The sequence below is a fragment of the Endozoicomonas numazuensis genome (assembly GCF_000722635.1).
Taxonomy (GTDB): Bacteria; Pseudomonadota; Gammaproteobacteria; order Pseudomonadales; family Endozoicomonadaceae; genus Endozoicomonas_A; species Endozoicomonas_A numazuensis.
Genome location: NZ_JOKH01000001.1, coordinates 1,330,148 through 1,344,702 on the forward strand (window position 1 = coordinate 1,330,148; position 14,555 = coordinate 1,344,702).

The 14,555-nt window shown below is 46.5% G+C and carries 9 protein-coding genes; 4 read left to right on the forward strand and 5 right to left on the reverse strand.

The genetic code is table 11. From position 1 onward, the window contains the following. Window positions 1-23 precede the first annotated feature (23 nt). Window positions 24-1,658 carry an IS1182 family transposase gene (locus GZ78_RS05880; protein WP_051785764.1) on the reverse strand — a complete coding sequence of 545 codons (1,635 nt, stop codon included), beginning with the start codon at window positions 1,656-1,658 and terminating at the stop codon, window positions 24-26. 83 nt (window positions 1,659-1,741) lie between these two features. Further along, the gene (locus GZ78_RS05885; protein ID WP_034833440.1) at window positions 1,742-2,512 is read right to left on the reverse strand and encodes a type IV pili methyl-accepting chemotaxis transducer N-terminal domain-containing protein; all 771 of its coding nucleotides are present in this window, start codon (window positions 2,510-2,512) and stop codon (window positions 1,742-1,744) included. 303 nt (window positions 2,513-2,815) lie between these two features. Between GZ78_RS05885 and GZ78_RS05890 the strand changes: the two genes are divergently transcribed. From GZ78_RS05890 to hsdR, 3 genes are read left to right on the forward strand one after another with little or no spacing between them, the layout of a single operon-like run. Then, window positions 2,816-4,282 (forward strand): class I SAM-dependent DNA methyltransferase, encoded by a 1,467-nt coding sequence (locus tag GZ78_RS05890; RefSeq protein ID WP_034833442.1) that lies wholly within the window; start codon window positions 2,816-2,818, stop codon window positions 4,280-4,282. Then, complete coding sequence (locus tag GZ78_RS27200; RefSeq protein ID WP_051785863.1) at window positions 4,282-5,550, forward strand: restriction endonuclease subunit S; 1,269 nt, start codon at window positions 4,282-4,284, stop codon at window positions 5,548-5,550. The genes GZ78_RS05890 and GZ78_RS27200 overlap by 1 nt, the downstream gene beginning before the upstream one ends. Beyond that, on the forward strand, window positions 5,550-8,141 hold the full coding sequence (gene hsdR / locus GZ78_RS05905) for an EcoAI/FtnUII family type I restriction enzme subunit R (RefSeq protein WP_034833444.1): 2,592 nt from the start codon (window positions 5,550-5,552) through the stop codon (window positions 8,139-8,141). The genes GZ78_RS27200 and hsdR overlap by 1 nt, the downstream gene beginning before the upstream one ends. Window positions 8,142-8,198: 57 nt before the next feature. On the opposite strand, the gene GZ78_RS05910 is transcribed toward hsdR, so the two are convergent. Beyond that, a complete protein-coding gene (locus GZ78_RS05910) occupies window positions 8,199-8,759 on the reverse strand; it encodes a DNA-3-methyladenine glycosylase I (RefSeq protein ID WP_236631482.1) in 561 nt (186 codons plus the stop codon). A 125-nt stretch (window positions 8,760-8,884) separates the two neighbouring features. Between GZ78_RS05910 and GZ78_RS05915 the strand changes: the two genes are divergently transcribed. Next, complete coding sequence (locus GZ78_RS05915) at window positions 8,885-12,523, forward strand: hypothetical protein (protein WP_034833447.1); 3,639 nt, start codon at window positions 8,885-8,887, stop codon at window positions 12,521-12,523. Here GZ78_RS05915 and GZ78_RS05920 read toward each other — a convergent pair whose 3' ends face one another. Continuing rightward, on the reverse strand, window positions 12,524-13,861 hold the full coding sequence (locus GZ78_RS05920; RefSeq protein ID WP_034833448.1) for an ATP-binding cassette domain-containing protein: 1,338 nt from the start codon (window positions 13,859-13,861) through the stop codon (window positions 12,524-12,526). Next, window positions 13,858-14,397, reverse strand: a complete 540-nt coding sequence (locus tag GZ78_RS05925) for a DUF6875 domain-containing protein (protein ID WP_051785864.1) — start codon at window positions 14,395-14,397, stop codon at window positions 13,858-13,860. The genes GZ78_RS05920 and GZ78_RS05925 overlap by 4 nt, the downstream gene beginning before the upstream one ends. Window positions 14,398-14,555: the final 158 nt, after the last annotated feature.

The following is a 14,555-nucleotide window of genomic DNA, read 5'->3' on the forward strand; positions in this document are numbered from 1 at the left end:
GAGGGTGTCTTAAAAGCCAAAATTCAAACCCAGTGAGGCGCTTTGCTCGGTGTAGAATGACACTTCATTGGGACTCTTTCCCAGCTGTCCATTTTTTCTATAAATGGGTGACACTTCTCAAACAACGCCCAGAGAAGCCAGTTGTACCATAAAATAGCGTAAATATTGGCCTTTACAGCCCTACTCAGGTTGTAAGCCAGCAAGTGCAAACCAAATTCCAGTTTAACCTTTTCCAGCCCCTTGCGACGGAAGCGGTTTAATCCCTGTACATCCCGTAAATAGGCAAACACAGGTTCAACCATCGCCTTCCTTTTGCTGAAAGACTTTTTGGCTTTCGGATGCTGCATAACCTGCCTCAGTGCATCTTTAGCATCATCCATTGCATAGCGCTTTATGCGCCGCCCCTTCTTATTGCTCGTGCATTTATCTTTGAGAAGGCAGCCTTCGCAAGGCCCATTGCCATATATCTTCTGCTCCTTTGTGCGAGCGCTCCCTTTTATCTTACCAATGGGAGTCAACTCTTTTCCTGCAGGGCAACGATAAACGTCATTGGTTTCATCGTAATAAAAATGTCCCTTCTGGAACTTTTTGGATTCTTTGGGTTTGCCTGGTTCTTTACCCTCAGGGCATAGCAGGCTGATATCGTGCTCCAGACTGGTTGCAATGACTTCATCATTAAAATAACCAGCATCCAATAGCATTTCATCGACTGGTTTACCCGTGATCTGCATTGACTGATCAAGCATTGGATTTACGACAGTAGTTTCATTGGTAGGGTCTACAGCCTGAGCCAGTACCACCCGCTTGTTATTAGCTAATACGGATGGCTTGTAACTCGTTGTGTACCCTCGCCCCCGTTTCATCTTTTGGACAACAGCTTCAGGCTCTGTAGGGCTTACGACAGCACTTTCTGACTTACCGTTCTTCTTTCGCTTCGCGTTGCGTTCAACGACTGCTTCGAGAGCACTGCTGGCCATCTCCAGATTCTTTTGGCTTTCAGGGCAATCTGGATGGTTGTCAGCTTGCGTTTGTGCTGCTTCATGCACCTGTTGCGCAGCTTCCTGCTTCATCAGGTTGTAATTTGAGCAAGCGGCTTCTATAACGGTCCCATCACCAGCCAGACAACTTCCATCGGAGTCTGTTTTTTTGAGAACGGCTCGTGTCAGGCTTTCAAAGAAAGCACCGGTCATGGACTCGCTGTGCATATTGATGAAGCGACCAATAATGGCATGGTCTGGAAAAATCCCTCCGGTAACCCACATACAGCCAAGATCGACACGGGCTAATCGTTCCAGAGTTCTCAACGAGGTAATGCCTTGCATAATGCCATAGAGAATCAAACCCATCATATTACGGGGTGAATAAGGAGGACGTCCTTCTAATGCATACCTTTGCTCAAAATCAGACCAGTCCTGTTCATCAAGAAGGGATGCAACGGTAAAAGGTGTTTTTTGACCGGTTAGTTCAAGGTGCTCTTTCAGGTTAGTGTTGCCAAGAGTGATTGCGTTGGGGTCAGGAGCAACAAAACGTCGTTTGCCTGTTTTGTTGGCTGATCTTTTGGATTCATCCTGTTTTTTGTGATCAGAACTACTGGCTGTACCTGAAAAAATATCGAGCTGTGGAGCAGTATTAATTTTTATTTGAGTTCTTGTCGTCATGCTGAAGCCGGTAAAGCTACTTGAATATACAGATTACCGGCTTGTAGTAGGTTTTGCGACACCCTCGATAGGGCGGGGAGCAGTCACTTGCTGGCCACCATGGAGCTATCGGCCATGACCTGTTCATACTTCTGGGTCAGCACCTGCATTTTCTTGAGAATGGATTCTGTGGTAACGGATATAACCGTAGGCACAAAACGGCCATCCTTATACTGAGTAAATCCTGATTTGGAAAACATCCATTGAGCTTTAACCTTCGAAAGGAGTTTCCTGATTTCGGGTGTATTCATCGGGGACTGATGGAGTTCATCTAATGAGTCTTCGAACAGTTTCAGAGATTCTTCAAAGCTTTTCTCAAAGTCGCCCCCTTCAACCTCCCAAGCCAATGCCTGGTAATACATAGCAATTTTCTGGCTGAGTGCCCGCTGCCGGCCTGAAATGTTCACCAGTCTGGCTTTGCTGGTTGCAGAGTGCTTTTCAATCAGAGTAACCAGCTCATTACTGCTGTTAAAAACAGTTAAAGCTTGTTGAATGAGGCCAGTTGCTGCCTGTTTATTCGGTTCAGTCAATGCCATCTTTTTGTAAGCCTGCCAATGGATATCAACATCAGTCAGTTGACTTTTAATTTCATCAGTGGGGGCGTATTCCGACAATGCCTGAAAGTTGCTTTCAAAGAGATCGATGCTTTTATCGCGCTGCTCTTTGGCGTCTTCTGAGTTAATGTCGGCACCTATCATGAGATAGCTTTTTGCGATTCGCTGAGAAAGCATCCGTTGCAAACCCGAAGTATTAACCGCTTCAGCATCGTTTAAGGCGGCTGTACCTGTCCCTGAGTACGCCAGCAAATACACCATTACAAAGCCCAGATGTCGAAAGCGACATAAAAACGGGCGGAAGCCGGGGAGTATTCTGGAAATATGCACTGTTATTATTCACTCTTTGCACTGTTTATGAGCAGCCTGCCCAATAAAGGATTCAACAGGCTGTGTCAGAATCAGGAAAAGCAGAATATGTGCCAGAGATGTCTATTTGTCGGAAAAGCTATACGATGGAAGTAGTCTGTATTTAAATGCCGCTGAATCTGGCAAAATCATTTCATATTAGTCACTGCGGCAACACCCTGTTCGCGCCAGTCATCAACAGAATTATGGCTCAGCATGTTTGAACAAACCTTCAAGAATCTAGACGATATCCTTCATAAAGACGCAGGGTGCTCCAGCGAGCTGGATTACACAGAGCAAACCTCATGGATGCTGTTCCTGAAGTACCTGGACGACCTGGAATACCAGCGTTCCCAGGAAGCGGAGATGATGGGTGATGACTACAGCTACATCATCGACAAGGCTCACCGCTGGAGCGAGTGGGCAGCGCCAAAAGATAAAGACGGCAACTTCGACCACAACGAAGCCATGACCGGCTCCGACCTGATGGAATACGTCGATGGTGAACTGTTCCCCTACCTGAAAGGTTTTAAACGGCGTGCCGCCAGCCCCAATACCATCGACTACAAAATTGGCGAGATTTTTGGCGAGATCAAAAACAAAATCCAGAGCGGCTACTCACTGCGAGACTGCCTGGAGAAAGTGGATGAACTGCGCTTCCAGAGCCAGGAAGAAAAGCACGAACTCTCCCACCTGTATGAAACCAAAATCAAGAATATGGGCAATGCCGGGCGCAATGGTGGCGAGTATTACACCCCACGCCCGCTCATCCGCGCCATGATTGATGTGGTACACCCAAAAACCGGTGAAACAATCTACGACGGTGCGGCAGGTTCAGCAGGCTTCTTGTGCGAAGCCTACGACTATTTGCGCCAGGGCGGAGCCGCCAAAAAGAAGCTCTCCACCAGTGACCTGACAACCCTGCAGGAAAGCACCTTCTACGCCAAAGAGAAGAAATCCCTCGCCTATGTGATTGCGATTATGAATATGATCCTCCACGGCATTGAAGCGCCCAATGTGCTGCACACCAACACCCTGACGGAAAGCCTGAAAGATATTCAGCCCAGCCATCAGCACGATGTGATTCTCGCTAACCCGCCCTTTGGTGGCAAAGAGCGCAAAGAGGTGCAGCAGAACTTCCCCATTAAAACCGGGGAAACCGCCTTCCTGTTTTTGCAGCACTTTATCAAGATGCTCAAACCCGGTGGCCGTGCGGCGATAGTTATCAAAAACACCTTCCTCTCGAATACCGATAACGCCGCCATTGCCCTGCGTAAAGAACTGCTGGAAAACTGCAACCTGCATACGGTGCTGGACTGCCCCGCCAAAACCTTTTTAGGCGCAGGGGTAAAAACCGTGGTGCTGTTCTTTACCAAGGGAGAAGCCACCAAGAATGTCTGGTTCTACCAGCTTGACCCTGGCCGCAGCCTGGGCAAAACCAATCCGCTGAATGACAACGACCTGAAAGAGTTTGTCACCCTGCAAAAGGCCTTTGGTGATTCGGAGAAATCCTGGTCGCTGGCTGTGGATAACCTTGATGCAAACACCTGGGACTTGTCGGTGAAAAACCCCAATGTGGATGATGAGGTGAAGCTGCGAGCGCCTTCTGAGATTATCGAAGAGATCATTGCCCTGGATAAAGAGAGTGAAGGGATTCTGGCTAGTATTCGAGGGTTACTGTGATGGCTCGATGGTCAAAAGATAAGCTCGTAAACCTGACGACAAAAATAGGTAGCGGTGCAACACCTAAGGGAGGCAAAGCTGCTTATAAGGTTGAAGGAATATCATTAATTCGCAGCATGAATGTTCATGATAACTATTTTAAGCCAAAGGATCTTGCATTCATTGACGAGCAACAAGCAGATAAGCTTTCAAACGTTGTAGTTGAAAAGCTGGATGTTCTTCTAAATATTACTGGCGCATCTGTTGCTCGATGCTCAGTGGTAAACGAATCTTATTTGCCTGCAAGAGTTAACCAGCACGTTGCGATTCTACGACCAAAGAGTGAGGTAATCGATAGCCACTTTTTGTCTTATTTACTGGTTTCACACGAATACAAGAAAAAATTACTTCATTCTGGGAATAAAGCAGGGTCTACACGGGAAGCTTTAACTAAAAGCCAACTGCAAAATTTTGAAATTGAGTTTCCTGAACTCCCAGAACAAAAACGCATCGTCGCCATTCTGGATCAAGCCTTTGCCGAGATTGAGCAAGCCCGCGCCCTTGCCGAGAAGAACCTCAACAACGCCCGTGAACTGTTTGAAAGCTACCTGCAGCAGGTGTTTAGCCAGCGTGGTGAGGGGTGGGTTGAGGCGGATATTGAGAGCCTTGTTAGTAATGGGATTTTAGATAAGCCACTTGATGGTAATCATGGTGACATACACCCCAAAAAAGCTGACTTTGTGGAGAAAGGTGTGCCTTTCATTATGGCATCTGATCTTGTAGATGGGACAGTTGACACTGGTGGTTGTAATTTCATCACCCGACAGCAAGCAGATACTTTAAGAAAAGGGTTCGCAAAGGATGGTGATGTTTTAATTTCTCATAAAGCTACAATCGGTCGTACAGCAATATTAAAGACTGATTTGGATTACGTAATGCTGACTCCACAAGTAACCTATTATCGGATTCTTGATGGAAGCTCGCTTGCAGCTGAATATTTATATTGGTATTTCAATTCACCTGTTTTTTTGAAAGAAATGAGGATCGTCGCAGGTGTTGGTTCCACTAGATCATATATTGGAATAACCAAGCAGCGTCAGTTACAAATTTCATTTCCAGATATTGATATACAAAGGAAAATCAGCCAAAAATTATGCTCTCTGGACAAAGAAATAAAAAGAATAGTTCCAGTTTATGAACGGAAACTGGCAGCTCTCGACGAACTCAAAAAATCCATCCTACAACAAGCCTTCACCGGCCAGCTAACAACAAGTAAGGAAGTCGCCTGATGAATACTGCAGGGAAGCGTAACGAAGCCGATACCCGTGCCGAACTGATTGACCCAAAACTCAAAGCCGCTGGCTGGAGTGTGGTGGAGCAGAGTTACATTCGTCGTGAGGTTATCTGTCCCGGCATTATCTTAACCGGCGGCAAGCGTGGCCCTGCAGTCACCAGTGATTATGTATTGGTCTACCGTGGCCGTAAGCTGGCTGCGGTGGAGGCGAAGAAAGAAGGTTTAAGTTATACCGAAGGGGTTCGCCAAGCCAAGGACTATGCGACAAGGTTGCAGTGCCGTATCGCTTATGCCACCAATGGCCATGAGATTTACCAGATTGATAGGCAAACAGGAGAAGAGGCGCTGGTTGATGACTTCCTCTCACCTGAGGCGCTCTGGTTACTGACCTTTGCAGATCAAGATAACGGCGCTCCCGATTATAAAGCCGTCTGGCGTAACCGTTTCAGTGCTATTCCCTTTGAAATCAAAGGCGACTGGCAACCCCGTTACTACCAGGAAAACGCCATTAATAATGCGCTGGAGGCCATCGCCGAAGGCAAGCAACGCATACTGCTCACCCTGGCGACAGGCACGGGCAAAACCTGTATCGCCTTTCAGATTGCCTGGACGCTGTTTCAGGGGCGCTGGAGCCTGAGCACACAGAAAGCGCCGGATGCTTCTACTCGACGACCCCGTATTCTGTTTCTGGCAGACCGCAACGTACTGGCGAATCAGGCCTTTAATGATTTCTCCGCCTTTGGTGACGATGCGATTGTGCGTATTGCGCCAGACGCTATAAAGAAACATGGCAAGGTGCCCAAGAATGCCAGCGTGTTCTTCACCATCTTCCAGACCTTTATGAGCGGTAAGGATGAAGACGGCAACGATGCCCCGTACTTTGGTGATTACCCAGCAGACTTCTTTGATTTTATCGTGATTGATGAGTGTCACCGGGGCGGCGCGAACGATGAAAGCAGCTGGCGGGAGATTCTTAACTACTTCAGCCCTGCCGTTCAGCTGGGTTTAACAGCAACACCGAAACGCACCGAGAATGCCGACACCTATGGCTACTTCGGTGAGCCTGTGTACAGCTACACCCTCAAAGAGGGGATTAACGATGGTTTCTTAACGCCATTCAAAGTGTACCCCATTGTCGGCACCATGGATGAGTATATTTATACCCCCGGCGATGGCGTGCTGGTGCAGGGAAAACCAGAGCCCGGCAAACTCTACAAAGAGGGTGACTTTAACCGCACCATTATCATCCCTGCCCGTGAACAGCGGCGGGTGAAATACTGGATGGACAAGATTAACCCTCACCAAAAGACCATCGTCTTCTGTGCCACCCAATCCCACGCAGGCATGGTACGTGACTTCATCAATCAGTATGCCGTTAAGAAAGGCTGGACAACCAATACTAGCTACTGTGTGCGTGTTACGGCCAACGATGGCACTGCCGGTGAGAATGACCTCAAGACATTCTCTGATAATGAGAAGACCATTCCGACCATTCTCACCACCTCGAAAAAGCTATCGACTGGCGTAGATGCCCGAAACGTACGAAATATTGTGTTGATGCGCCCCTGTAACAACATGATCGAGTTTAAGCAGATTATCGGACGCGGCACCCGGGTTTTTGAAGGCAAAGAGTTCTTCACTATTTACGATTTTGTGAAGGCTCACCATAACTTCTCTGACCCCGAGTGGGATGGCGAACCTATCGCACCTGAACCCTGCAAGGTGTGTAGCGAAAGCCCTTGTATCTGCGTACCGGAACCCTGTGGCGAATGTGGTTTTCACCCTTGCGCCTGCCCCGAGCCGAATTGCCCGGAATGTGGTCAGCAACCTTGCGCTTGCCCCGAGCCGAATTGCCCAGAATGTGGTCAGCAGCCTTGTGCCTGCCCCAGGCCGAATTGCCCGGAGTGCGGCCAGCGACCTTGCGTGTGTGGCCCCAAAGTCTGTGAAGTGTGTGGCGATTCTCCGTGTTCCTGTGAAACCCCTCCGCCGCCAGAGAAGATCATCATCAAGCTCCACGATGGCAAGGCCCGGCAGATTAAGCATATCTCTTCCGTGATGTACTGGGGGCCGGATGGGAAGCCCATCACCGCGAAAGAGTTTGTTGAGCGCATGTTTGAAGACCTGCCTCGCTTCTTCACCAATGAAGATCAGCTGCGTGAGATATGGGGCGACCCAGATACCCGCGAGAAGCTGCGTCAGGACCTCACAGAAGCAGGCTATGACGATGAAAAGCTCGACAGCATGAAAGAGCTGATAGATGCCCGGGACAGTGATGTGTATGACGTTCTGGCTTATGTCGCTTATGCCGCTGAGGTACATACCCGGAAAGAGCGAGCAGAGAAGGCCAAACCACTGATCTACAGCGCATTCACTGATGAAAAGCAGCAAGAATTTATCAACTTTGTTTTGGATAAGTACGTTCAGGATGATGTCGATGAACTGTCCAAGAGTAAAATGCGCAGCATGGTCGAGCTGAAGTACAACACGATCAGTGATGCGGCTGAGGTGCTGGGTTCCCCAGCCGTGATTGGTAAAACCTTTATGGGCTTTCAGAAGTATCTGTATCAGACGGATACACTGAGCTAACCCAGGAGTCTGTCGGACTTATACTCGAAAGTATAAGTCCGACAGACTCCTGGGTGTTTATGCAGGGTATGAGGGGCAGGTCACAAGGTGGTCGTTCACCATGCCCATGGCTTGCATGTAGGCATAACAGATGGTGCTGCCGACAAATGAAAAACCTCTTTTCTTAAGGTCTTTGCTCATGGCGTCGGACTCGGGTGTGGTAACCGGTACTTCTGATAACGATTGCCATTGGTTCACTACGGGAGTGTGATTAACAAAAGACCAGATGTATCGGTCGAAGCTGCCAAATTCTTCCTGTATTTTCAGAAAGGCTTTTGCGTTTTTTATAGCGCTGTTCACTTTCAGCCGGTTTCTTACAATGCCTTCATCCAGCAAGAGTCTTTCTACGTCTTGATCGGTGTATTGAGCAACCATGTTCGGGTCAAAGCCAGCAAAGGCCTTGTGATAGCCTGATCTGCGTTTGAGGATGGTGATCCAGCTAAGGCCTGCCTGGGCGCCTTCCAGAATCAGGAACTCAAACAGTTTTTGATCATCATGACAAGGAACTCCCCATTCTTCGTCATGGTATCGGATGTAGTCCGGGTCATTGGTGCACCACGTACAACGTTGATTTGTCAAAAGAATGACTCCCGTTTTCATTCACAGGTAGTGTGACATTGTATTTAACTACTCAATGGCAGGTTCAGGCTGTTTTCAGTCGCTTTGGCTAAGCTGATACAGTAGCAACTTCATGGAACGAAGTCATGCCATCCCAAGCTTCATCATCTGGCTCTGTTTTGCCACCAACATCGCCTCGTTTACCGGATGCGTCCCCATCAGACATTGTTGCTTCATCAGACATTGTTGCTTCATCAGGCTTTCGGGATGTTTCTGTCGTTGAAGGTGAGAAGGGGCTTACCTCTTCAGATGATGAAGACTGGCACACCCCGCCTCAGAGCCTGGACACCCGAAATCCTCAGATAGTCAACGCGCAACCCTTGATTCAGATCGATGAGACACCTGCTCTTGCTGAAGCAGCTCCGGAAGCCTCTGTCATCGCAAACCCCGCTCGGCCTCAAATCAAATCGAGTCTGTTTGAAAGGCTGTTGGCCTCAGTCATTATCTGGGTGCTGGACTTTAAAAAAGTACGAGCAAAAGTAAGCTTTCGAAGGGCAGTTGTTGTCAGGCAGCTGAACAAGCAATTGAAATGGGTCAGAAAGGCTATTCGTAATAAGCCCGGAAAGAAAACTCTGGATGAGCGCAGAGTCTTGAAAAGGCAGTTGATGCGCTTGCGCAAAGAGAAAAAGCAGGCAAGAGTCGCAAGAGATTATGAAATTCGTAGCTATCTCAAACTGTTTCGAGCGCTAAAAGCTTTGCATAAAGGGCAAATACAGGAGCATACCGTTCACCTTGACGGATTGGCGTTGCAAGGCGACAAAGCCACCTTAAGAAATGTTGAATTAAGAGTCCATAAGGTGGAGCTGGTGGATTCGGATACAGGTGAAACCTACCCTAAAATCACGGTGGATATTAAAGGTTCTGTTGACGTAAATGCGCCTGGTCAGCGCCCTCTTAAGATGGACGTTGAGATCAAGGATATGGAAACCAGTATTCAGGGCAGGATGGTTCCTGGCATTAATGCCTATATCAGTGGGAAGGGCGTTACGGGCCTGTTTAAGGCTCTTCATCGTATACGTAAACAGAAAGGAAAATTCTTCCAACTGAGTAGAGCAGGGATCTCCATCGGAAAAATAAAAGCCTCTCTGGATGAGCTTGATCCAAAAACCCTGATTGCGATCAAAGGGAACTCGAAGACTACGTTAAAAGAGGATGTTAGCAAGGCGTTTTCTGTTCTGGGGCATCCATTTGATCTGACGGTGGACGAACTTGAAGTCGCCCGGAAAGGAGTTGTAGCGCCACTGGCAAAAATGGAAGCACTCAAGCTGGCCTATGAACTTAAACCCCTGGATCAGAGAGAAGGAGAGACGGAAAGAACACTGACGGTTAAGGCGGGTGTGATAGATGTTGATACCGGAGGTGTTTCTGATGCTCTGTATGGTGCTGCCCGAGAGAAAAGACTTAAACCTATGGGCTTAATGCTATCTGACACTGCTAACAACTTTGACTGGATTTCTGAACTGGAAAAGCAGTCCGCCGGACTCAGGGCTGAAACCAGGGAACTTAGCCTTGAAGTAAAGGTGCATGTATCAAAAGACGCAGAAGGGCAGATGGTTGTCGGGGATTCTCATGTGGAATTCGGTTCAGACCATATAATGCTTCGGAACAAGGGGGCTGCAAAAGTACATATGGATCTGGATGGGGTTCATCTGGAAGGTGATCTGACCGGTGAGAAAACAGAATTTAGTGGTCATGCAACAGCTTGTTCAGGTGGCCTGGAGCTAAATCAGAAACTGGGGACTGGCACCGGTAACCGCATTGATTGTCACTCAGACTTTACTGGCCAGGGTGTCAAAGTGTCCGGGACTCTGCAGAAGGGGCAGCTTACAACAGATGTAGGGGCTGAACGGTTAACGGTTGATACTCATGGCCATCCCTCTTCCATACACCTGGGTAATACTCGAATTGAGCTGCCAGGAAATCTGAGTGGGCAGATGCAGGCGCTATCAGTTTGCCTCAAAGCTGATCAAAAAAGCAGTTCTGAATTAAAGGCGGGTGCAGGCAAGACTCATTTCTCAGGTAGTGGGCAGGTGGTTGTTAACACCCAGACCAGTAAATTGTCTGTTCCCGTTCGCGGCAATGTAACACTGGGTCATTGTGAGATCACGACAGAGAAGTTCAAAGAAGGCGATTTAAAGCAGCCTGTAACGGTCACTGAAGTCACTCCGGGTAATCTCAGTATTGATGGGGTCAAGGCCAGCTCTGTCAAGGTTGGGAATCTGACCACAGAGCTGGATGAGCAGCGTTCCGGATTTGTTCATCTGAACGATATTTTTGTGGATGGCGATGACCTCATTAAAGATCTGGAGCTTCTTCCAGAAGCCTCTCGAAAAAAAATACCCACAGGTTTTCTGAAGGGTAGAAAGTTGAAAGCCTCAGTAAAAGTGAAGGTAGAGAATGGTTTTATCGATCCAAAAACAGCAGAGTTTGTTTCCTGTGACCTGAACGAAGAGGATGTGGATACATCAGCCTGGACACAGTGGGAATCTTGGAATCAATGGTTCAAAAGTGGTCTTATCAATGCTGCCAAGTGGGCTTCGGTCAAGGGCATGAGTGTGGTGAATGGACAGCTCTTTATCTCAATGGGGGTTGGTCCCGTGAGTTATCCTATTTCTGTCATGAAGGTTCCGGCGGAAGCCGTTCGAGGCGAAAAGCTATCTTTGCCCGTTTTACTGCATCACTACACGGGAGTTTGTTGGGGCGAAACTTCAAAAGATGACAAGACAGTGATCGATAAGATTAATGCAGGAGATTTGCAAGCTTTGTCGACGCTGATCCCTTATTGTCGTCGTGCAGGGCCTGACCGTGGTGAGCGCATATTGAAGAAATTGCAGCTGGAGCCCTGGATTGAAAAATCAAAAGGTGGGGATCAGCTCGCCACCAGTTATTTAAAAACGTTAACAGGGCTTTTATTTGAGTACCCGGGCACAGCAGGTCGTGGTCTTATGTTATTCAGAAGTCTTGGGTGGTCTATTACCCAGCCTCTTGCTGAACTTCTGTTAAAACCACCTTACCGGACTGAGATTGATCCTGTAGCTCTGGCTCTTTCAGTCTCTGAGCTAGGTCTGTACAACGAAGCACTCGAAGTTATGGACGAAGCGCTAAAGAAGAAGCCCGACGATCCACGACTTAATTTTCATGCATGCATCGTTTTAAGAAATTGGGTCAAATCGATCAAGCCAGGCAGCATGAGAGAAGATGATAAAGAATATCTGGTTATTCAGTCTGCCCGCAGGCTGTCAGCTGCAGCCAGAAAAGGTTATCCCGCAGCGCAGTTACTTCAAAAACAATTATGTAATGAAGAAGAGCCTTATGCATTACTGGCTGAAGCTGGTTCACTATTGACCCATGTTCATCAACCATCTGCTTTCTATAAAGCGCTGAGTCGACTAGAGCAAATGGCAGCACTGGGAGAGAGTGTTAAGGCGAGGGTTGCTAAATCTATTCTGGCCAACAGAATTGAAAACAGCCGGAAAATCTTTATTCATCCCACTGCCAAGGTTGAAAAGAGTATCCATGAGCTGGAAAAACGGATTAAACATAAAGGAGTGCATGGCACCAAGCCTGACGAACTGTACAGGCTGGGTATACGGTACCTCTATGGCATAGAAGGAAAAGTCTCCAACCCTGCCAGAGCTATCCAGCTGTTGAAACAGGCCAGAGATCGAGGTGAATCCAGAGCTATGCTGCATTTGGAGCTGGCAGAGTCGGTCGTGGCTGATTAACTATTGCAATTTATGCAATACTTCAACGACCAATGAAGTCTGGATGTGTTTTTTGATGAGCGAATCAATTTTTTGAGTATTACTATGGTCAAGGTTTGCATCCCATTCATCCAGAAGAAGAAAGTCATCGTTGCGATCAAGAATATACTCCAGATTTTTTAGTTGAACCTCTCCAGTGGAGTTTGAGCGTGTTTTCTTGCCTAAAAAATCAATACTGGACTGATAAAGCCATGCATTTGGTAATAGTGTCTTAATCTGTTTCAGGTAGGAGGTTTTTCCACTTCCATTTTTCCCTGTAATTCTATATCTCCCTTTGTTGATTTTTTTTTGAATAACCCGTTCCATAAAATCATCAGGCTGGATTGTTTGACGCCTTTCCAAATCTTCAATAACCAGGTTATAGGGAGTGGAGGTAAAGTCTACTTCAAATGGTGTGAGCTTATTCTGAAAGTGGATTAATTCTTGGTGTTTGGAACGAAGGAGAATCGCTCGACTGCTCATGATATTTAAGTCGTGAACGTAAGCGAAGAATTGAAGTGATCTTGGTAGTACCGCTACAAGAGCACCATAAAATGAAGCCTCTTGCTCTCCAGTAAGAATAATGGTCGAAACTATGATTATGATTGATAAGGTGATAGGTGCGCTGGTAGCCAGTTGTTCAAGTGAAGTGTATTTTGCATTGAGATCAAAAAAATGCTGAAGGCGCTTGAAATGTTTTTTTGATTCATTGTTCTTTTGATTTTCAGGTGCGCAGTAGTGATTGTTCCATAAAACGTCTAAACAACTATTGATGTTGAGTTTACTGTTCTGTATTTCTTTTCCTGATTTCTTGAAGCTTTCTTTGAATAAGAGCAGTGATAGAAAAGAAAGCATTAGTCCAAGGGCACATGCTATCGAATATGTTGGCCCAAGGGTTAACCAGAAAACGATTAGCGTTAGAATTACGCCTAAGTACGTCGAGTAAAGTTCAAGATGACATTTTATAAATTCTTCTAGTGTTTGGTTCGATTCTCCCGAGAGCCAAGCAAAAGTCTTGTCTTTGTTATCACGGGTATTGTACTTTTGTTGACTGTCCAAACGGTTAAAAACAAATTGATAGTAGTTTTTGATTGAATGATTGATCGACAGTGTTGTGAATATTTGGGCGATAGAGCTGATGAGGTAACCTGACAAGGCGCATAGGAAAAAGTAGACAACAAAACGAGTTGCTGCATAAAAGTTGAGCTCGGCTACAGAAATCCCCGCTTTTGCTATCAGCCATGTAGAAGCAGCAATAGATACTTGTTGGGTAGTTATAAGAGAAAGACTGATTATTGTGTATTTGTTATTAGTGATCATAGCCTGGTCAGAAAGAACATTAAGGTTAATGTCAGTGCAAGAAAGATAGATAGAAAAATGCTTTTGATTAATAATTGCTTCTTGTAAGACTGGATCAAATTTTTAGCAGAATTAACTTGTTTTTTTATATTTTTCGGCTTTGAATCTTTGAACATCTCTATGAAGGTTTTTAGGAAAGTTATCCTTTTGAAAATACTGTAATGCTCTGGGTTTAGAAAAACCAGGTCGTCAACAGTTAATGCTCTCACAATTAAACAGGGTGTCTCTGTTCTAAGGGGGTAGTAGTCAGGACAGTGAATACTGGGGGATTGGTTGATGCTATAGGTTGCGCCTATCATTAGCTGTCTTTTGACGTATTTAACCTTTCCTTTCCTTTGTAACTGTAAAAGTTTTTTTAAATCGAAGTCAAAAGGGAACATTTTTCCCTTTCTGAAAGGGTGATCAAGGACAAGAAATTCTCTTATGTATTCACGGATAGCTGGATACACCGATTTTGCGCCAAGATGTGCAGGTTTTTGAGAAAGCGTCCAGATCATTCGTACACCCTACGACTTGAAACCATAGATGATGATAAAATTCACATAACCCCAAAGGGAATGTAACTCTTAAATATCTACCATTTCCAGCTGTCTTCAGCCGATTTTTTGCTGAAAGGAAAACGCAAGAATCTTTTGAAACCTAAAGATCGCTGAAC